The organism is Agromyces sp. NPDC052230 (assembly GCF_040679595.1).
Lineage (GTDB): Bacteria > Actinomycetota > Actinomycetes > Actinomycetales > Microbacteriaceae > Agromyces.
In genome coordinates this window covers 637,523-655,821 of the sequence record NZ_JBFAVC010000001.1, presented here as the reverse complement: position 1 = coordinate 655,821, position 18,299 = coordinate 637,523, and the positions used below count along the sequence as shown (strand labels likewise).

Genomic DNA, 18,299 nt, shown 5'->3' with positions numbered 1-18,299 from the left:
CGTGAAGGACTGCCGCATGGACGCGCGCTTCGAAATCTCCGGCACCTCGGCACGCCCGTCTCGATGGCGCTTCCTCGCCGTCGGCGCGATCGGCGGGCTGTTCTGGGGAGCGGCGTTCCGAGCTTGGATGGCCGAGATGGCGGGCGCCGAATCACAGTTCGACTGGTACGGCACGTTCGTGGCGATCCTCGGGTCCGCCACGCTCGTCGGCGCACTCCTCGGACTGGCCGAGTATCTGAGGCGCATCGGCGGTCGCCCCCACTGGCGATGGCTCGCGCTCGCGCCCCTCGTGTTCGCGGTCACGCCGCTCACGATGCCGGGCGCCATCGAGGGCCTCGTCACCCAAGGTCTTGGCGGCGGGGCGATCGCAATCGCCCTCACCGCCGTCGCGGGCGGATTCGCGGTATCCGGGCGCGGCCCTGTGTGGGCGCGGATCCCCTGCGGAGCGCTCGCGGCGCTGATCGTCGTCGCGATGGTGGTGACCACCGGATCGATCGGCGGCACGCGCCTTGGCCTCGACGAGCCGAGGGGGGCGTGGGCTGCGCTGCTCGGCGGGGTGGCGGTGGTCGTATTCTGCCTCGCCGCATCGATTCCGTTCCGGCGCACCGGGAACGTTCGCATTCCAGTGCCCGCCGAGCCTGCCGCCGCGGGAGCGCGTCCATGATCGGCCGGTGCCGCGTGTCGCTCGCGGTGGCGACGGGAGCCCTCGCCGGCCTCACCTGGGCTGCCGGATTCCGCAGCTACATGACGGCTCTCGCGGGACCGAAGACCGAGGTCAGCTGGTACGGCACATTCGTGGGCGTGCTGTTGCCCGCCACGCTCGTCGGTGGACTCTACGGCTGGGCCGAACATCGTCGACGCAGCGGCGGAGAGCTGCCGTGGCGCCGGGCGATCGCCGCGGCGCCCATCATCGTCGGCGTCGTCCCGCTCACGAAGCGCGGTGCCATCGCCACGCTCAGGACGACCGGTGAGGGCAGCGCGGCTGGCGGAGTGGCGCTCGGCGCACTGGCCGGCGGATACGCGCTCGCCGGTCGGGGGCGGAAGTGGACGCGGGTTGTCGCGGGCGTGCTAAGCGGCGCGGTCGCCGCGGGCGTCGGTGCGACCGGTCCGTCGGTGGGTGGCGAACGACTGGCGCTCACGAGGCCCGCGGGCATGCTGACGGCCCTGCTCGGCACCGGTTCCGTGCTCACGTTCGCGCTCGCGGCATCCGTTCCGTTCCGTGGTCGCGACCAACGCGAATTTTCTGCCAGCTGAAAGATCTTCATATCTTTCCAAGCTGCAGAGGCCGATTCGGCATGAACCTCGAAATCTGCGACATACTCTGAACGACGTGCAGCTGCACCCCCGGCGCGGGACCCCCGAACCGGCGGCGCCGCTGCACTCCGTGTGAGAGGTGCACTCGAAGATGCCTCGCTCCAGGGCGCATTCGCGCGCTCGAGGGGCGTATCGTTTCCGGCCAAGCCCACACACGCACACAGCGACAGGTCGCGCGGCCGAAGGCGGTCGCTTCGACGAGGAGGAGAACCACATGACGCGTATCGGGGTGGTCACCGAGCAGGGCTCGGAGACCCGGGTGGCGGCGACGCCGGCGACCGTGAAGCAGTTGATCGGGCTGGGCTACGAGGTCGTGGTCGAGTCGGGCGCGGGTTCCGAGTCGTCGTTCCCGGATGCCGCATACGTCGACGCCGGGGCATCCGTCGTCTCGCATGCGGAGGCGTTCGCGAGCGGCATCGTGCTCAAGGTGAACCCTCCGACCGACGACGAGATCGCCCAGCTCCAGCCGGGTACGACGCTCATCGGCCTGCTGAGCCCGGCGCTGCGGCCCGAGCTCCTCGCGGCGCTGTCGGCTCGCGGCGTCACCGCGCTCGCTCTCGACGCGGTGCCGCGCATCTCGCGCGCGCAGTCGATGGACGTGCTGAGCTCGATGGCGAACATCGCCGGGTATCGCGCCGTCATCGAGGCGGCGCACGAATTCGGCCGGTTCTTCACCGGCCAGGTCACTGCCGCGGGCAAGGTTCCGCCGGCGAAGGTGCTCGTCGCGGGCGCCGGCGTCGCCGGGCTCGCCGCGATCGGCGCGGCCTCGAGCCTCGGCGCGATCGTGCGCGCCACCGACCCCCGCCCCGAGGTCGCCGACCAGGTGAAGTCGATCGGCGGCGAGTACCTCAAGGTCGAGGTCGACGAGGTCATGGAGTCCTCCGACGGATACGCCAAGGCCACCAGCGAGGCCTACGACCGCCGCGCCGCCGAGATCTACACCGAGCAGGCCCGCGACGTCGACATCGTCATCACCACGGCCCTCATCCCGGGTCGCCCGGCGCCGAAGCTGATCACGGCGGCGGATGTCGCGGGCATGAAGTCGGGCAGCGTCATCGTCGACATGGCGGCGGGCATGGGCGGCAACGTCGAGGGCTCGGTCGCCGGCGAACGGATCGTCACGCCCAACGGCGTCGTCATCCTCGGCTACACCGACCTCGCCTCCCGCCTCCCGACGCAGGCGTCGCAGCTGTACGGCACGAACCTCGTGAACCTCATCAAGCTGCTGACGCCCGGCAAGGACGGGCAGCTCGTCCTCGACTTCGACGACATCGTGCAGCGTTCGGTCACGGTCGTGCGGGAGGGCGAGACCACCTGGCCGCCCCCTCCCGTGCAGGTCTCGGCGGCTCCCGCCGCGAAGGCTCCGGCGACGGATGCGGCGACCGCCGTTGCCCCCAAGCCCAAGCGCACCCTCTCGAAGGGCGGCCGTCTCGCGCTCATCGCGGCGGGCATCGCCGCGCTGTTCCTGGTGAACGCCTTCGCGCCCGACCCGCTGCCGCAGCACTTCACGGTGCTCGTGCTCTCGGTCGTGGTCGGCTTCTACGTCATCGGCAAGGTCGCGCACGCCCTGCACACCCCGCTGATGAGCGTGACGAACGCCATCTCGGGCATCATCATCGTCGGCGCGATCGTGCAGGTCACGAGCGACGTGCTCGTCGTGCAGGTGCTCTCGACGATCGCCATCCTCATCGCCAGCATCAACGTCTTCGGTGGATTCGCGGTGACCAGGCGCATGCTCGGAATGTTCGCCAAGGGCGACCGGGCAAGCAGCTGACCGCGCGAACGACGACGACGTCCCCTAGGAGCCCCCTGTGCCTGAAACCCTGTTGACCCCCGAGTCCATCGCGGGCGCCGCGTACATCGTCGCGGCCCTGCTCTTCATCATGAGCCTCGCCGGCCTGAGCCGCCACGAGAGTTCCCGCGCCGGTGTGACCTACGGCATGATCGGCATGGCCATCGCGCTCATCGCCACCGTCTGGCTGACGTTCAGCGACGGCTGGGGCGAGCCATCCGTCATGGTCGGCCTCGGCCTGCTCGTCGCAGCCGTGATCATCGGCGCCGCCATCGGCCTCTGGCGGGCCCGCGTGGTGCAGATGACCGGCATGCCCGAGCTCATCGCCCTGCTGCACAGCTTCGTCGGTCTCGCCGCCGTGCTCGTCGGCTGGAACGGCCACCTCGAGGACCCGGGCCTCGAGGGCGCGCTGCGCGACATCCACCACGCCGAGGTCTTCATCGGGGTCTTCATCGGCGCCGTGACCTTCACCGGATCGATCGTCGCGTTCCTCAAGCTGTCGGCGCGCATGAAGTCGGCGCCGCTCGTGCTGCCGGGCAAGAACGTGCTCAACCTCGGCGCGCTGGTCGTGTTCGTGGCCCTCACGGTCTGGTACGTCATCGACCCGCAGCTGTGGCTGCTCGTCGTCGTGACGGCGCTCGCCCTCGCCCTCGGCTGGCACCTCGTCGCCTCGATCGGCGGTGGTGACATGCCCGTCGTCGTGTCGATGCTGAACAGCTATTCGGGCTGGGCGGCGGCCGCCGCGGGCTTCCTGCTGAACAACGACCTGCTCATCGTCACCGGCGCGCTCGTGGGCTCCTCGGGTGCGTACCTGTCGTACATCATGTGCCGGGCCATGAACCGCTCATTCATCTCGGTCATCGCGGGAGGGTTCGGCATCGAGGCGCCGAAGAAGGGCGACGAGGAGGTCGGCGAGCACCGCGAGATCAACGCCGAGGATGCCGCGGACATGCTGAAGAACGCGTCGAGCGTGGTCATCACGCCCGGGTACGGCATGGCGGTCGCGCAGGCGCAATACCCGGTCGCCGACCTGACGCACAAGCTGCGCGAGCGCGGCATCGACGTGCGCTTCGGCATCCACCCGGTCGCCGGTCGCCTGCCGGGGCACATGAACGTGCTGCTCGCCGAGGCGAAGGTGCCGTACGACATCGTCGAGGAGATGGACGAGATCAACGACGACCTGGCGTCCACGTCGGTCGTGCTCGTCATCGGCGCGAACGACACGGTGAACCCGGCCGCGGCCGAGGACCCGAGCAGCCCCATCGCGGGCATGCCGGTGCTCCGCGTCTGGGAGGCCGAGAACGTCATCGTGTTCAAGCGCTCCATGGCGTCGGGCTACGCGGGCGTGGCGAATCCGCTGTTCTACCGCGACAACGCCCAGATGTTGTTCGGCGACGCCAAGGACCGGGTCGAGGACATCCTCAAGGCGCTCTGAACGGTCCGGAGATGACGACGGATGCCGCGGCCTCGCGCCGCGGCATCCGTCGTCTCGTCGCTGACGGGCTTGCGGCATCCGCTCGGCTCGCGGCATCCGCGCAGGAAGGCGACGCGTAGGATGGATCGGTACCCCCCTCCGATGTGAAAGAGGTCGCCGTGGCCACCGCCCGCGATGCCGCCCCGGAGCACGCAGCCCACTTCTGGGTCGTTCCGGTCGTGCGCGGCGCGCTCGCCGTCGTCCCCGGCGTGGCCATCGCGTTCTCGCAGGATCACTCGCCGGCGTTCGGGCTCCTGGTGTTCGGCATCTGGGCGCTCGTCTCGGGTCTCGTGGTCGGCGCGCTCGCCCTGCGCACGGTCACGGTGCCGGGCACCCGATCGCTGTTCGCCGTCAACGCGGTCGTGACCGCCGCGGCGGGCATCATCGCGCTCACGGTTCCCGGCGGACTCGCGTTCCTGCTCTACCTCGTGAGCGTCTGGGCCGCCGTCACCGGTTTCGTGGAGCTCTACGCCGGCCTGCGCTCGCGCGGTCGCACGTCGGCCGCCCGCGACTGGATCGCCACCGGCGCGTTCACCGCGGTGCTGGCGATCGTGTTCCTGCTGCTGCCGCCCGACGCCGTGACCGCGGTCGGCCTGCTCGGCGCGTACCTCGTGATCCTCGGGGTCTACCTCATCATCGGCGGATTGTCGTCGAAGTGGGCTGCGGCACCAGATCGAGCCGCCGCCGGAACGGAGCAGCAGTCGTGAGCCAGTCCCCCGGCGAATACCGGCCCAGCCGACGCGAGGTGTTGCGTCCGATCGAGTATGTGGGCGGTGCCGCCATCGCCGCGATCTTCACGAGCGCCATCGTGCTCATGGTGACGCGCGACTGGACGCTCACCCTCATCACGGCGGGCGGCGTGTTCATCGTCGTGCTCGTGACGATGGCCCTGTTCGCGATGGCCGTGAAGCGGGATGACTCGGGGTTCGACGACCCCGACGACATGCCCCCACCACCGCCGTCCTCGCACGGCTGACACCTCTCGCGTGGCGCCGCGCGGGCCCGGGGGCCCGCCGCCGGGCTCAGTGCAGGCGGTCGACGAGCTCCGACGCGATGCCTGTATAGCTGCCCGGGGTCAGCGCCAGCAGGCGCTGCTTCGCGGCATCCCCGATCTCGAGGCCCTCGACGAATGTCGCGAGATCGGCCGCGCCGACGCGCTTGCCCCGGGTGAGTTCCTTGAGGAGCGCATACGGGTCGGTGATCGTCGAGCGCCCGGCGACCACCTCGGCGCGGATGACCGTCTGGATGGCCTCGCCGAGCACCTCCCAGTTGCCGTCGAGGTCGGCGGCGAGCGCCCCCGCGTCGAGGTCGATCTCGCCGAGACCGCGCTGGATGTTGTCGAGCGCGAGCAGCGAGTGGCCGAAGCCCACGCCGATGTTGCGCTGTGCGCTCGAGTCGGTGAGGTCGCGCTGCAGGCGGCTCGTCACGAGGGTGGCGGCGAGCGAGTCGAGCACGGCGCTCGACAGTTCGAGGTTCGCCTCGGCGTTCTCGAAGCGGATCGGGTTCACCTTGTGCGGCATGGTCGACGACCCCGTCGCGCCGGCGGCGGGGATCTGCCGGAAGTAGCCGAGCGAGATGTACGTCCAGATGTCGGTGGCGAGGTTGTGCAGCACGCGGTTCGCGTGCGAGACCTTGCCGTAGAGCTCGGCCTGCCAGTCGTGCGACTCGATCTGGGTGGTGAGGGGGTTCCAGGTGAGGCCGAGCGACTCGACGAACTCGCGCGAGACCTCGGGCCACGCGACATCCGGAGCAGCGACCACATGCGCCGAGAACGTGCCGGTGGCCCCCGAGAACTTGCCGAGGTACTCGGTGCCCTCGATCTGCTTCGCGATGCGTGCGAGACGGTGCGCGAAGACGGCCAGCTCCTTGCCCATGGTGGTCGGCGTGGCGGGCTGGCCGTGCGTACGCGAGAGCATGGCGGCATCGCGGTGTTCGACGGCGAGGGCGGCAACGGCGTCGATCACGCCGCGGAACTTCGGCAGCCACACCTGCTGCACGGCGTCGCGCACGGTGATGGCGTAGGAGAGGTTGTTGATGTCCTCGCTCGTGCACGCGAAGTGCGTGAGCTCGCCGATGGCGTCGAGCCCGAGCAACTCCAGTCGGCGGCGCACGTAGTACTCGACGGCCTTCACGTCGTGCCGCGTCGTGGCCTCGAGGGTTGCGAGCTCGTCGATGTCGGCCTGCCCGAACTCGGTCACGACACTGCGCAGCTGCGCCGTCTGCTCGCTCGAGAGCGGCGACGAGCCGAAGAAGCGCCGGTCGGTCTGCGCGATGAGCCACTCGACCTCGACCTGCACGCGCGCCCGGTTGAGTCCGGCCTCCGAGAGGTGCTCACCGAGCTCGCCGACCGCCGAGCGGTACCGTCCGTCGAGCGGGCTGAGCGGCTGGGGAGGCAGCGAAGTCATCGGATTCCTTGTCTGAGTGCGGGGGCGAGTTGCCGGAAGAGCGCCTGAGTCGACCGCTCTATCATCCCAAGAACTCGATCGAAGGTCGCCGAGTCGGAGTAGTAGGGGTCGGGCACGTCCTGCAACGCGGCGAGCTCGGGGTGGAACTCGAGGAGCAGCCGCACCTTGTCCTGGTCGATCTGCGACGGCGCCCAGTTGCGCAGCACCCGCGCCTGCCCCCGGTCGAAGGCGACGATGAGGTCGAGCGAGCGGAAGTCCGCGGCGTCGAACTGGCGGGCCCGGTGGTGGGACCCGTCGTACCCGGCGCGTTCGAGGGCGTCGAGCGTGCGCTGGTCTGCCCGCTCTCCCACGTGCCAGTCCCCCGTTGCGGCCGACTCGATCGCGAGGCGTTCGCCGAGTCCGGCACCCTCGGCGAGGGAGCGCAGCACCACCTCGGCCATCGGAGAGCGGCAGATGTTGCCGGTGCACACGAAGGAGACCCGGAAGAGCTGCGCGGCGTCCCCCGCGGGTTCCGCTCGCGTCATGCTCCCATTCTGGACGACGACGCCCGATCCCACAGCAGGCAAATCGGGCACTCGGGTACGCTGGTCGCCGCGATCGGAGGAGGGATCACGATGACGGATGCCCCTCCGCCCGAGCTGCACGTCGATGCGGCGCTCGCAGCGCGGCTCGTGGCGACCCAGCACCCCGACCTCGCTGGTCCGGTCGAGCTCGTGGCGAACGGCTGGGACAACGTGATGTTCCGCCTCGGCGACCGCTACGCCGTCCGGATGCCGCGACGTCGCCTTGCCATCGGGCTCATGCGGAACGAGCAGCGCTGGCTTCCCGCGCTCGCTCCCCGGCTGCCGGTGTCCGTCCCCTCCCCTGTGCGCGTCGGCGAGCCGGCGCCCGAGCTCGGCTACGACGCACCGTGGAGCATCGTGCCGTGGTACGAGGGCACCGACGGGGTCGCGTTCGACGCGGCGGCGCGTGGTGCGGCGGTCGCGGGGCTCGCGGCCTTCGTCGCCGAACTCGGTACGCCCGCTCCACCGGATGCCCCGGCGAACCCGTATCGCGGCGTTCCGCTCGCGCACCGCGACGAGTCCGTGCGCGCACGGTTGGCGAGCGGCCGGCTCCCCGAGCACGGGCGCCTCACCGACGTGTGGGAGCGCGCGCTCGCCGCACCCGTCTGGTCGGCGCCGCCCGTGTGGCTGCACGGCGACCTGCATCCCGGGAACCTGGTGCTCGCGGCATCCGGAGCCCTCGCCGCCGTCGTCGACTTCGGCGACCTGACCGCGGGCGACCCGTCGACCGATCTCGCGACCGCGTGGCTGACGTTCGACCCGCCGTCGCGGCGGAGCTTCCGCGCGGACCTCGAGCGGCGTCGGGAGGTGGACGAGGCGACCTGGGACCGGGCGCGCGGGTGGGCGCTCGTGCTCGCCTCCGCCACCGTGGGGCAGGCCGGCATGTCGAGCCCGTTCGGCCGCATGGGCGTGCACGGGCTCGAGCAGGTACTCACCGACTGAGCGGAGCGACGGCTGGGTGGGTCGTGGGTCGTCCTCCACAGGCGCTTCCGGATGTCGGCCGTGTACGTATGACGCGGCCGCACGAGTGCCCCGCGTGCCCGTCCGCGACGCTCGGGTGCATGCCCGACTCCGACGATCCCCTCGCGTTTCTCGCCCGTCCGGTCACACCCCAGCTCGTCGACAGCGCGCGCCGTCATCTCATGATGCTGCGATCGCTGCACGAGGACGTGCGGCTCACCGTGCCCACGCTCTGTCCACCGGGCACCGGCGCGTGGCGCTCGACGGCGGCCGACCGGTACCTCGAGCGACTCGAGGAACTGCGCTCGCTGCTCATCCGGGCGCTCGCATGCCTCGCGGAGGCCGAGATCGCCCTCGAGGAGCGGACCCGCCGTCTGCAGTCCGATCTCGACGCGCAGCCCGTCGTGGGGACGGGTTGGCGATGAGCGATGACCTCACCATCTCGAGCGGCGGTGCGACGACCGTCGCCGTCGAAGGGTTGTTCGTCGACGCCGCCAGGCTCGCGGCGGCCGATGCGACCATCGCCGACTGGATCGCGCGCGTGGGCGTCATCGAGCGCGGGCTCGGCGAGCTCAGGCTCGAGGAGCCGCCCGTCGGCATGAATGCCATGTTTTCGCCGACGTCGCTCCTGCACGCCGCCGGCCTCGGGTTCGACCGCGCCACCGAGCGGGCGCGTGTACTGCACCGATCGCTGCTCGAGTCCGCGGAGCGATACGGGGCGACCGAGCGGATGATCGACGGGCTGTGGGCGTTCGGCGCCGCCCTCGCCGCCCCGTGGATCGGCGCCCTCCTCATGTCACCCGCGGCGATCGCCGGCGCCCTGCTGGTCGCGGGCGGGCAATGGGCGGGTTCGGCCGCCTTCCGCAGTATCGGGTGGGGACCCACCCCGCTTGCGACCTGGCTGGAGGAGCACCGCGGCCTGCTCTCCGATCCTGCGTTCGTGCGGCTCGTGGCACTCGCCGGCGATCACGCCGACGAGTTCGCGGCGGGCGCCGTCCACGCGCCCCTGCCGCCCGCGGTCGTGCGGGCGCTGGGCGACGGCGTTGGCGCGCCCGAATCGGCGACGGTTCTGCTGGGGCTCACCGGCCTCGCCGGTCTGGCCGGCAGCCGCGTGCTCGTCGACGGTCCGGTGCGCGTCGAGCGGGTCGACCGCGCTGACGGTTCGGCTCCGGGCGGTGCCGGGCCTTCGACCGCGCGGGTCGAGCCGCCCAAGGGCCTCGGCGACCTCGCCGACCGGGTACCGGCGCCCGGCTCGAATCAGCCGCAGATCCGCATCGAGCGCTATGGCGAGCCCGACGAGCCGCGGTTCATCGTGTACATCGGGGGCACCGTCGAGGCCACCGTCGTCGCCGGCGCGGAGCCGTTCGACCACACCTCGAACGCGCACGGTGTCGCCGACGATAGCTGGGCAGACGCGCTGCGGCCGCTCGGCGCCGACACCGGCGCCACCGAGCGGGCGGTGCGCGAGGCCATGGCCGAGGCGGGCGTGCGGCCGAACGACCCGATCCTTCCGGTGGGCTATTCCGGCGGCGGGATCGTCGCAGCGGGGCTCGCCGCCGACCCCGAGCTCAACGCGGTCGGTGCCGTGAACCTCGGTGGCCCGGTCGCCTCAGCTCCCACACGCGAGGGCGTCGGCCTGCTCTCGTTCGAGCACGACGAGGACCTGGTTCCCGCAACCGGAGGATCGGGACGTCCGGCCGACGAGCGGGTCACCGTGTCGCGGAGCGTGCTCGAGCCGGGCCGATCGTACGACGCGCTCCTGCCGGCTCACGAGCTCGCGCGCTATCGCGAGACGGCCGTGCTGGCCGACGACTCCGACGAGGCGCGGTTGGCCGGCTTCCGCGAGCTCGTCGCCGACATCACCGGAGGAGCGCCGGGCGAACGCAGCGACTGGCGGGCGAGCCGCGACCTCAGTCCTTCGCCGGACGAACGATGAGCCCGATCAGCCAGCTGATGAGGCCCAGCACGAGAGCGCCGAGCACACCCCACCAGAACCCGTCGACCACCAGGCCGAAGCCCATCAGGTCGCTGATCCACGCGACGAGGAGGAGTAGCAGGCCGTTCACGATGAACGAGATGAGTCCCAGCGTGAGCACGTACAACGGGAACGCGACGATGCGCACGAACGTGCCGACGACCGCGTTCACGAGGCCGAAGATGAGGGCGATGAGCAGGTACGTGAGCACCGCCGCGACGGTCGTGTCCTCGTAGGGCACCACCTTCACGCCCGAGACGATGAAGGTCGTGAGCCACAGGGCGAGCGCGACGACGATGACCTTGACGATGAACCGCATGCTCCAACTCTGGCAGAGAGGCGCGTGCGATCGAAGGGGTACGGTGGAATCCGTGACCGCACCGGAGCCCACGGGGGCGAGTGTCCGCCTTCGCCCCGAGATCGCCGCCCTTCCGCCGTACCGTCAGGGCCGGCCGGCCCCCGCCGACGGGTTCAAGCTCTCGAGCAATGAGAACCCGTTCCCGCCGCTTCCCGGCGTCGTCGCCGCGGTGGCCGCGGCCGCCGACGAGATCAACCGATACCCCGACGCCACGGCCCTCGCGCTTCGCGAGCGTCTCGCCGCTCGGTACGGCGTCACGGCCGACGAGGTGCTCGTCGGCGCGGGCTCCGTGTCGCTCCTCGCGCAGTTCATCGCGGCGGCCGCGCAGCCCGGCGACGAGGTGGTGTACTCGTGGCGCTCGTTCGAGGCCTACCCCGGACTCGTCACGGTCACGGGCGCCACGAGCGTGACCGTGCCGAACCGCCCCGACCATGGGCACGACCTCGACGCCATGGCGGCCGCCATCACCGACCGCACCAGGGTGGTCATCGTCTGCTCCCCCAACAACCCGACGGGCGTCATCGTGACGGCCGCCGAGTTCGAGGGGTTCATGGCCCGGGTGCCGAGCGACCTGCTCGTGCTGCTCGACGAGGCGTACATCGAGTTCGTCGCCGACGGGGCATCCGTCGACGGCCGCTCCCTCATCGGCCGGTACCCCAACCTCGTGATCCTGCGCACCTTCTCGAAGGCGTACGGGCTCGCCGGGCTTCGGGTCGGCTATGCGATCGGACCGGTGCCGATCCTCGACGCTGCGCGCGCGACGGCCATTCCGCTCGGGGTGACGGGCACCGCGAGCGCCGCGGCCCTCGCCTCGCTCGAGCCGGCCGCCGAGGCCGAGCTGCTCGAACGCGTGAGCATCATCGCCGGGCGCCGCGATGAACTCCGGGCCGCGCTGGTCGCGCAAGGATGGCCCGTTCCGCAGGCGCAGGGCAACTTCGTCTGGCTGCCCGCCGGCGAGGCGACGACCGCGGTTGCGGAGCGCCTCTTCGATGCCGGGCTCGTCACCCGGGCGTTCCCGCCCGAGGGCATCCGCATCTCGGTGGGCGAGCCGGAGTCTGTCGATACCCTCCTCCGGATCCTGAGCGAGCTTGTACCGGCCTCACAAGAAGGGCACCCCGCGTAGCGGGTAGCGTGGAACGGTGGCAGCCCGCGAGAGAGACTTCACCGCGCCGACGGTCCAGCTCCTGAACCCAGCCGGAGAGCTGCGCCCGACCCCCGAGGCCGAGCCGTACCTCCCCCTCGTCGAGGCTCTGCCCGACTCCATGCTCGAGCAGTTCTATCGCGACATGGCGATCTCCCGCCGCATCGATGTCGCGGGCGCGAACCTGCAGCGGCAGGGGCAGCTCGCCCTCTGGGTGCCGAGCCACGGCCAGGAGGCCGCACAGGTCGGATCCGCGCGCGCTGCCCGCCCGCAGGACCACATCTTCCCGTCGTACCGCGAGCACATCGTCGGTATCATCCGCGGGCTCGACCCCGTGAACATCCTGTCGCTCCTGCGCGGCGCCACCCTCGGCGGCTGGAACCCCGCCGAGACCGGCAACTTCCACCTCTACACGCTCGTGCTCGCGTCGCAGACGCTGCACGCCACCGGCTACGCCATGGGCATCCAGTTCGACGGGCTCGTCGGCACGGGCGACCCCGAAGCGGATGCCGCGGTGCTCGTGTACTACGGCGACGGCGCGACCTCGCAGGGCGACGCGAGTGAGGCGCTCGTGTTCGCCTCGAGCTACCAGACGCCGCAGGTCTTCTTCATCCAGAACAACCAGTGGGCCATCTCCGTCCCCGTGTCGCGCCAGTCGCGCAGTCCGCTGTCGCTGCGCGGCGGCGGTTTCGGCATGCCCGGGGTGCGCATCGACGGCAACGACGTGCTCGTGAGCTACGCCGTCACGCGCCAGTCGCTCGAGGAGGCCCGTTCAGGCGCAGGTCCGAGCCTCATCGAGGCGCTCACCTACCGCATGGGCGCGCACACCACCGCCGACGATCCCACGAAGTACCGCACCGACGCCGAGGTCGCCTACTGGTCGGAGCGCGACCCCATCACGCGTTACCGCACCTGGCTCGAGGGGCGCGGGGCATCCGCCGCGTTCTTCGACGAGGTCGACCGCGAGGCGGCGGATGTCGCGGCCGACCTCCGTCGCCGGGCGCTCACGCTCACCGCTCCCACGCGCGAGCAGATCTTCGAGCACGTGTACAGCGAGCCGCATCCGCTCATGGTCGAGGAGCACGCATGGCTCGAGTCCTACGAGACGGGCTTCGAGGGAGGAACGGCATGACCGCGCGCTCTGAGGAGCAGATCGTGGCCGATCCGATCGAGCAGGCCGCCGCGGCATCCGCGGTCGATCCGATCGAGGCCGGTGAAACCGCTGGACAGGCCGAGTATGCCGAACCGGGCATGCGCGGCGTGCAGACCCTGTCGATGGCGAAGGCCATCACCGCAGGGCTCCGCGAGGCGATGCTGGCCGACGAGAAGGTGCTCCTCATGGGCGAGGACATCGGGCCGCTCGGGGGTGTCTTCCGGGTGACCGAGGGGCTCTCGGCGGAGTTCGGCGATCGTCGCGTACTCGACACGCCGCTCGCGGAGTCGGGCATCGTCGGCACCGCGATCGGACTCGCCATGCGCGGGTATCGCCCTGTCATCGAGATCCAGTTCGACGGCTTCATCTTCCCGGCGTTCGACCAGATCACCACGCAACTCTCACGCCTCACGGTGCGCCACGACGGCACCATCTCGATGCCGATCGTGATCCGCGTGCCGTACGGCGGGCACATCGGTTCGATCGAGCATCACCAGGAGAGCCCCGAGGCCTACTTCGCCCACACTCCGGGCCTGCGCGTGGTGAGCCCGTCGAGCCCGCATGACGCGTACTGGATGATCCAGGAGGCGATCGCCTCGAACGATCCCGTGCTGTTCTTCGAGCCGAAGAGCCGCTACTGGCCGAAGGGCCCCGTCGACCAGGATCACTCGGGTGTGCCGCTGCACGCCAGCCGGGTCATCCGTCAGGGCACGGATGTCACGGTCGTCGGCCATGGCGCGATGATCTCGACCCTCCTCCAGGCGGCCGACATCGCCGCCGAGGAGGGCACGAGCCTCGAGGTCGTGGACCTGCGCTCCCTCTCCCCCATCGACTACGGCCCCCTGCTCGACTCGGTGCAACGTACCGGGCGCCTCATCGTGGCCCAGGAGGCATACGGATTCGTGAGCGTGGGCTCCGAGATCGCCGCGACCGTGGCCGAGCGCGCCTTCTACTCGCTCGAGGCGCCGGTGCTGCGCGTGTCGGGATTCGACACGCCGTTCCCTCCGGCCGCACTCGAGAGCGAATACCTGCCGAGCCCCGACCGGGTGCTCGAGGCCGTCGACCGGGCACTGGCGTACTGACACGCGACGAACCGGTGCACCTGCATGACGGCGACGGCATAGATCGACTGCGAGGGTAGAGACATGAACGAGATCCGGTTCCCGCTGCCCGATGTCGGCGAAGGACTCACCGAGGCCGAGATCGTGCAGTGGCGGGTCGCCCCCGGCGACCGCATCGAGCTCGACCAGGTCTTCGTCGAGATCGAGACGGCCAAGTCCCTGGTCGAGCTGCCCAGCGCGTTCGAGGGCATCGTCGCCGAACTGCTCGTCGAGGAGGGCCGCACGGTCGATGTCGGCACGCCGATCCTCGTCATCCGCACCGATGATGCGACACCGGATGCCTCGGCGCCCTCGGCGCCCGCCGGCTCCTCTGCCGCCGCGCCGCCAGCCGCCGCCGCGCCGTCTGTTGCGCCCGCCCCCGCGACCTCGGCGACTCCCCCGGCTGGCACCGTGGCCTCGCACGCCCCGGTCGCGAGCGAGGGAGGCGGAGCGGTGCTCGTCGGCCACGGATCCTCGGGGCACACCGCCACACGTCGGAAGCGGCATCCGTCGCCCGGCGGTGCCCACGAGCACCTGGCGGCTCCGCGTCCGGCGCCGGTGGTGCCCTCGACTCCGCCGGCCGACTCCCCTGCTCAGCCCACCGGCGGGACATCGACCCCGAGCATGCCGCGATCGGAATCCGGCATGCCCGTCATCGCGAAGCCGCCGATCCGCAAGCTTGCGAAGGATCTCGGGGTCGACCTGTCGCGCGTGAGCCCGACCGGCCCGATCGGCGACATCACGCGAGACGACGTGATTCGGGAAGCGAGCCAGGTCAGCGTCTTCCGCAATATCCAGACGCCGGAATGGCCCACCGATCGCGAGGACCGCATCCCGGTCAAGGGCGTGCGCAAGGCCATCGCGCAGGCCATGGTGCTGAGCGCATACTCGGCGCCGCATGTGAGTGTCTTCGTCGATGTCGATGCCACCCGCACGATGGAATACGTGAAGCGGCTCAAGTCGTCGCCCGATTACGCGGGTGTCCGGGTCTCACCCCTGCTCATCATGGCGAAGGCGATGGTTTGGGCGGTGCGGCGCAACCCCACGGTCAACGCGCAGTGGACCGACGACGAGATCATCGTCAAGCACTACGTGAACCTCGGCATCGCGGCGGCGACCCCGCGTGGCCTCATCGTGCCGAACATCAAGGAGGCGCAGGCCATGAGCATGGCCGAGCTCGCCACCGCGATCGAGCAACTCACGCTCACCGCACGAGAGGGGCGCACCCAGCCCGCCGAGATGCAGAACGGCACGATCACGATCACGAATATCGGCGTCTTCGGCATGGACACGGGCACGCCCATCCTGAATCCGGGTGAGGTGGGCATCGTCGCGCTCGGCACGATCAAGCAGAAGCCGTGGGTCGTCGACGGCGAGGTGCGTCCGCGGTTCGTCACCACGGTCGGTGCGTCATTCGATCACCGCGTGGTCGACGGCGACGTCGCCAGCCGCTTTCTCGCCGACGTGGCGTCGATCATGGAGGAACCCGCGCTGCTCCTCGAGTGAGGCGGTGGCGTGCGGCGGCCCGCCGGCCCGCGGCGGGCAGTGGTCAGAGGCGGATCTCGTAGGTGACGGTGTCGGCCGCGCGACCGACTTCGACGAGCCCGGCGTTCTCGAGCACCCGTCGGGCTGGCAGGTTCGCGATCTCGCATGCGGCTCGGGCGATCGCCGCACCGGTCGAACGGGCGAGGCCGATCGTCTCGAGCACGGCGGGCAGCGCGAAGCCCTGGCCGCGCACCGCCGGCACCAGGCCGAAGGCGAACTCGACCGCGCCGTCGGCGTCGGGCGGGCCGAAGAGGTTCACTCCCCCGATGGCCGCGCCATTGCTGCCACGTCGCACCAGGTAGGGACCGAATGGCGCGGGGTCGCCCGTCTCTCGAACCGCCTGCACGAACTCGCGGAGCAGCTCGGGTTCGTCGGTGAACGCGTAGCCGCCCTCCCAGCCGTCATGCGGGTCGACCTCTCCGGCGAGCACGCGCTCGGCATCTGCGAGGGTGAACGGATGCAACGTGAGGGGGGTCGTCGTCGTATCCACGTGCCTCATGCTCGCACGTCCGTGCGACAGTCGCCAGAATGCTCCACAGGTCTTGACCACGATGACGCCTGCAAATGGTTTTGACAATCATTATCAATAAGGTTTACCGTAGTTCCATGACCCGACCTGCTGCGCCGTCCGTCCGCCGTGCCCGTACCGTGCTCGGAGCAGGCGCCGTCATCACGGCCGCGGCACTCGGTCTCTCGGCCTGCGCCACCCCCGGTGCCGGCGGGGGAGCGGCCGGCGGTCCGAACATCGTGGCGACGACCACCCAGGTCGGGGACTTCACCCGAGAACTCGTCGGCGATTCGGCCGAGGTCACCCAGCTCCTCGCGGCGGGGCAGAGCGCGCACGGCTTCGACCCGTCGGCGGGCCAACTTCTCGCACTCGCCGAGGCCGACGCGCTCGTGATCAACGGCGGGGGCCTCGAGAGCTGGCTTGACGACGCCGTCAGCGCGTCGGGCTTCGACGGGGTGCTCGTCGACGCGAGTACGGGCATCGAGCTGTTCGGCACCGACGATCACGCCGATGACGAACACGTCGCCGAGGCCGACGACCACGCCGACGAGGCCGACGAGCACGACCACGCCGACGGCAACCCGCACATCTGGACCGACCCCGAGCTCGCCGAGCACATGGTCGAGAACATCGCCGCAGGGCTGGCCGACGTCTCCGGCACCGACACCGACGCGCTCGACGCCAACGAGGCGGCGTACCTCGACCGACTCGGGGCGCTCGACGACTGGATCGAGGAGAACGTCGCGCAGGTGCCCGTCGAGCAGCGGCTCCTCGTGACGAACCACGACGCCTTCACGTATCTCGTCGACGCCTACGACATCACGTTCGTGGGGAGCATCATCCCGAGCTTCGACGACAACGCCGAGCCGAGCGCCGCCGAGATCGACCGGCTCGTCGCCGACATCCGCTCGACGGGCGTGCTCGCCGTCTTCTCCGAGGCATCCATCTCATCCAAGGCTGCGGAGACGATCGCCCGCGAAGCGGGCGTCACGGTCTACTCGGGCGACGATGCGCTGTACGGCGATGCACTGGGCGCGCCGGGCTCGGAGGGCGAGACGTACCTCGGCAGCCAGCTCCACAACGCACGACTGATCCTGGAGTCGTGGGGTGTCGAGCCTTCCCCGCTCCCGGCCGTGCTGCAAGGATGACGGCATGAGCGACTCCCCGGTGCTGCGACTCGAGGGTGCGGCCTTCACCCACCGGGGCGGTGGCGGCGTCACCGGACTCGAGCTCAGCATCGCGCCGGGCGAGGCGGTCGCGCTCATCGGACCCAACGGCGCGGGCAAGTCCACGCTGCTCCACGGCGTGCTGGGACTGGTGCCCCTGACCGCCGGCGTCATCGAGGTCGGCGGGGCCAGGGCGGCCGCGCCGGACGCCGTGACGGATGCCGCAGCCGACCCATCGCGCGAAGCACATGCCCGAGACCGCATGATCGGATTCCTCCCGCAGTCGATCCACGTCGACCCCGAGTTCCCGATCAGCCTCGAGCAGGTCGTCATGCAGGGCAGGTACCGCCGGCTCGGCCTGCTCCGGTGGCCCGGGCGAGAGGATCGTGCCGCGGTGCGTCACGCCCTCCAGACCGTCGGGCTCTCCGACCACGCGAAGCGGCGCTTCGGTGAGCTGTCGGGCGGGCAGCGTCAGCGGGGCCTGCTCGCGCGAGCACTGGCGGGGGAGCCGCGGTTACTGTTGCTCGACGAGCCGTTCAATGGGCTCGACCAGACGAATCGCGACGCGCTGATCGACACCCTCCACTCCCTGAAGCGACAGGGCGTGGCCGTCCTCGTGTCGACGCACGACCTCGATCTCGCACGGCTCGTGTGCGACCACGTGGTGCTCGTCAACGGCAGCCAGCTCGCGTTCGGGCCCGTCGATTCCGTGCTCACGCTCGACAACGTGCAGGAGTGCTTCGAGGGCGTCGGAGTCGAGATCGACGAGCACACCCTGGTCGTGCCCGGACACGAGGAACACTGATGCCCCGAGCGGCATGTGCTGCCGGCCGCTGGGGGAGTGG

Annotated in this window: 19 protein-coding genes; 15 read left to right on the top strand and 4 right to left on the bottom strand. The window is 70.6% G+C overall.

Annotation, left to right across the window (positions count from 1 at the left end; all coding sequences use genetic code 11):
• The first annotated feature begins 16 nt into the window (after positions 1 to 16).
• The 6 genes from AB0K73_RS03255 (at position 17) to AB0K73_RS03230 (ending at position 5,556) form a co-directional block, all read left to right on the top strand.
• Entirely contained in the window at positions 17 to 664 is a 648-nt protein-coding gene (locus AB0K73_RS03255) for a hypothetical protein (protein ID WP_360510625.1), read from the top strand.
• The gene (locus AB0K73_RS03250) at positions 661 to 1,254 is read left to right on the top strand and encodes a hypothetical protein (RefSeq protein ID WP_360510626.1); all 594 of its coding nucleotides are present in this window, start codon (positions 661 to 663) and stop codon (positions 1,252 to 1,254) included. The genes AB0K73_RS03255 and AB0K73_RS03250 overlap by 4 nt, the downstream gene beginning before the upstream one ends.
• 274 nt (positions 1,255 to 1,528) lie before the next feature.
• The gene (locus AB0K73_RS03245; RefSeq protein WP_360510627.1) at positions 1,529 to 3,088 is read left to right on the top strand and encodes a Re/Si-specific NAD(P)(+) transhydrogenase subunit alpha; all 1,560 of its coding nucleotides are present in this window, start codon (positions 1,529 to 1,531) and stop codon (positions 3,086 to 3,088) included.
• A gap of 37 nt (positions 3,089 to 3,125) precedes the next feature.
• A complete protein-coding gene (pntB, locus tag AB0K73_RS03240) occupies positions 3,126 to 4,541 on the top strand; it encodes a Re/Si-specific NAD(P)(+) transhydrogenase subunit beta (RefSeq protein WP_360510628.1) in 1,416 nt (471 codons plus the stop codon).
• Positions 4,542 to 4,699: 158 nt separating this feature from the next.
• On the top strand, positions 4,700 to 5,287 hold the full coding sequence (locus AB0K73_RS03235; RefSeq protein ID WP_360510629.1) for a DUF308 domain-containing protein: 588 nt from the start codon (positions 4,700 to 4,702) through the stop codon (positions 5,285 to 5,287).
• The gene (locus AB0K73_RS03230) at positions 5,284 to 5,556 is read left to right on the top strand and encodes an ABC transporter ATP-binding protein (protein WP_360510630.1); all 273 of its coding nucleotides are present in this window, start codon (positions 5,284 to 5,286) and stop codon (positions 5,554 to 5,556) included. Before AB0K73_RS03235 ends, AB0K73_RS03230 begins: the two co-directional genes overlap by 4 nt.
• A gap of 46 nt (positions 5,557 to 5,602) precedes the next feature.
• On the opposite strand, the gene purB is transcribed toward AB0K73_RS03230, so the two are convergent.
• Positions 5,603 to 6,985, bottom strand: coding sequence for an adenylosuccinate lyase (purB, locus tag AB0K73_RS03225; RefSeq protein ID WP_360510631.1), 1,383 nt, complete (start codon positions 6,983 to 6,985; stop codon positions 5,603 to 5,605).
• Positions 6,982 to 7,509, bottom strand: coding sequence for a low molecular weight protein-tyrosine-phosphatase (locus AB0K73_RS03220; RefSeq protein ID WP_360510632.1), 528 nt, complete (start codon positions 7,507 to 7,509; stop codon positions 6,982 to 6,984). The genes purB and AB0K73_RS03220 overlap by 4 nt, the downstream gene beginning before the upstream one ends.
• A gap of 90 nt (positions 7,510 to 7,599) precedes the next feature.
• On the opposite strand from AB0K73_RS03220, the gene AB0K73_RS03215 reads away from it, so the two are divergent.
• The 3 genes from AB0K73_RS03215 to AB0K73_RS03205 all read left to right on the top strand — a co-directional run bounded on the left by AB0K73_RS03215 (position 7,600) and on the right by AB0K73_RS03205 (position 10,444).
• Positions 7,600 to 8,490: an aminoglycoside phosphotransferase family protein gene (locus AB0K73_RS03215; protein ID WP_360510633.1), complete on the top strand. Its 891-nt coding sequence runs from the start codon at positions 7,600 to 7,602 to the stop codon at positions 8,488 to 8,490.
• A 119-nt stretch (positions 8,491 to 8,609) separates the two neighbouring features.
• Positions 8,610 to 8,933 (top strand): hypothetical protein, encoded by a 324-nt coding sequence (locus AB0K73_RS03210; RefSeq protein WP_360510634.1) that lies wholly within the window; start codon positions 8,610 to 8,612, stop codon positions 8,931 to 8,933.
• Positions 8,930 to 10,444 carry a hypothetical protein gene (locus tag AB0K73_RS03205; RefSeq protein ID WP_360510635.1) on the top strand — a complete coding sequence of 505 codons (1,515 nt, stop codon included), beginning with the start codon at positions 8,930 to 8,932 and terminating at the stop codon, positions 10,442 to 10,444. Before AB0K73_RS03210 ends, AB0K73_RS03205 begins: the two co-directional genes overlap by 4 nt.
• Here the strand turns inward: AB0K73_RS03205 and AB0K73_RS03200 are convergent.
• Positions 10,419 to 10,802 carry a phage holin family protein gene (locus AB0K73_RS03200; protein WP_360510636.1) on the bottom strand — a complete coding sequence of 128 codons (384 nt, stop codon included), beginning with the start codon at positions 10,800 to 10,802 and terminating at the stop codon, positions 10,419 to 10,421. The genes AB0K73_RS03205 and AB0K73_RS03200 overlap by 26 nt on opposite strands.
• Positions 10,803 to 10,854: 52 nt before the next feature.
• On the opposite strand from AB0K73_RS03200, the gene AB0K73_RS03195 reads away from it, so the two are divergent.
• The 4 genes from AB0K73_RS03195 (at position 10,855) to AB0K73_RS03180 (ending at position 15,741) form a co-directional block, all read left to right on the top strand.
• Positions 10,855 to 11,964 carry a histidinol-phosphate transaminase gene (locus AB0K73_RS03195; protein WP_360510637.1) on the top strand — a complete coding sequence of 370 codons (1,110 nt, stop codon included), beginning with the start codon at positions 10,855 to 10,857 and terminating at the stop codon, positions 11,962 to 11,964.
• A 16-nt stretch (positions 11,965 to 11,980) separates the two neighbouring features.
• A complete protein-coding gene (locus tag AB0K73_RS03190; protein WP_360510638.1) occupies positions 11,981 to 13,114 on the top strand; it encodes a thiamine pyrophosphate-dependent dehydrogenase E1 component subunit alpha in 1,134 nt (377 codons plus the stop codon).
• Between the two features lie 119 nt (positions 13,115 to 13,233).
• Positions 13,234 to 14,217 carry an alpha-ketoacid dehydrogenase subunit beta gene (locus AB0K73_RS03185; RefSeq protein ID WP_360511273.1) on the top strand — a complete coding sequence of 328 codons (984 nt, stop codon included), beginning with the start codon at positions 13,234 to 13,236 and terminating at the stop codon, positions 14,215 to 14,217.
• 63 nt (positions 14,218 to 14,280) lie between these two features.
• The gene (locus AB0K73_RS03180) at positions 14,281 to 15,741 is read left to right on the top strand and encodes a dihydrolipoamide acetyltransferase family protein (protein ID WP_360510639.1); all 1,461 of its coding nucleotides are present in this window, start codon (positions 14,281 to 14,283) and stop codon (positions 15,739 to 15,741) included.
• Between the two features lie 43 nt (positions 15,742 to 15,784).
• On the opposite strand, the gene AB0K73_RS03175 is transcribed toward AB0K73_RS03180, so the two are convergent.
• On the bottom strand, positions 15,785 to 16,270 hold the full coding sequence (locus AB0K73_RS03175; RefSeq protein WP_360510640.1) for a GNAT family N-acetyltransferase: 486 nt from the start codon (positions 16,268 to 16,270) through the stop codon (positions 15,785 to 15,787).
• 116 nt (positions 16,271 to 16,386) lie between these two features.
• On the opposite strand from AB0K73_RS03175, the gene AB0K73_RS03170 reads away from it, so the two are divergent.
• Positions 16,387 to 17,436 carry a metal ABC transporter substrate-binding protein gene (locus AB0K73_RS03170; RefSeq protein ID WP_360510641.1) on the top strand — a complete coding sequence of 350 codons (1,050 nt, stop codon included), beginning with the start codon at positions 16,387 to 16,389 and terminating at the stop codon, positions 17,434 to 17,436.
• Between the two features lie 4 nt (positions 17,437 to 17,440).
• Positions 17,441 to 18,259: a metal ABC transporter ATP-binding protein gene (locus AB0K73_RS03165; RefSeq protein ID WP_360510642.1), complete on the top strand. Its 819-nt coding sequence runs from the start codon at positions 17,441 to 17,443 to the stop codon at positions 18,257 to 18,259.
• Positions 18,260 to 18,299 lie beyond the last annotated feature (40 nt).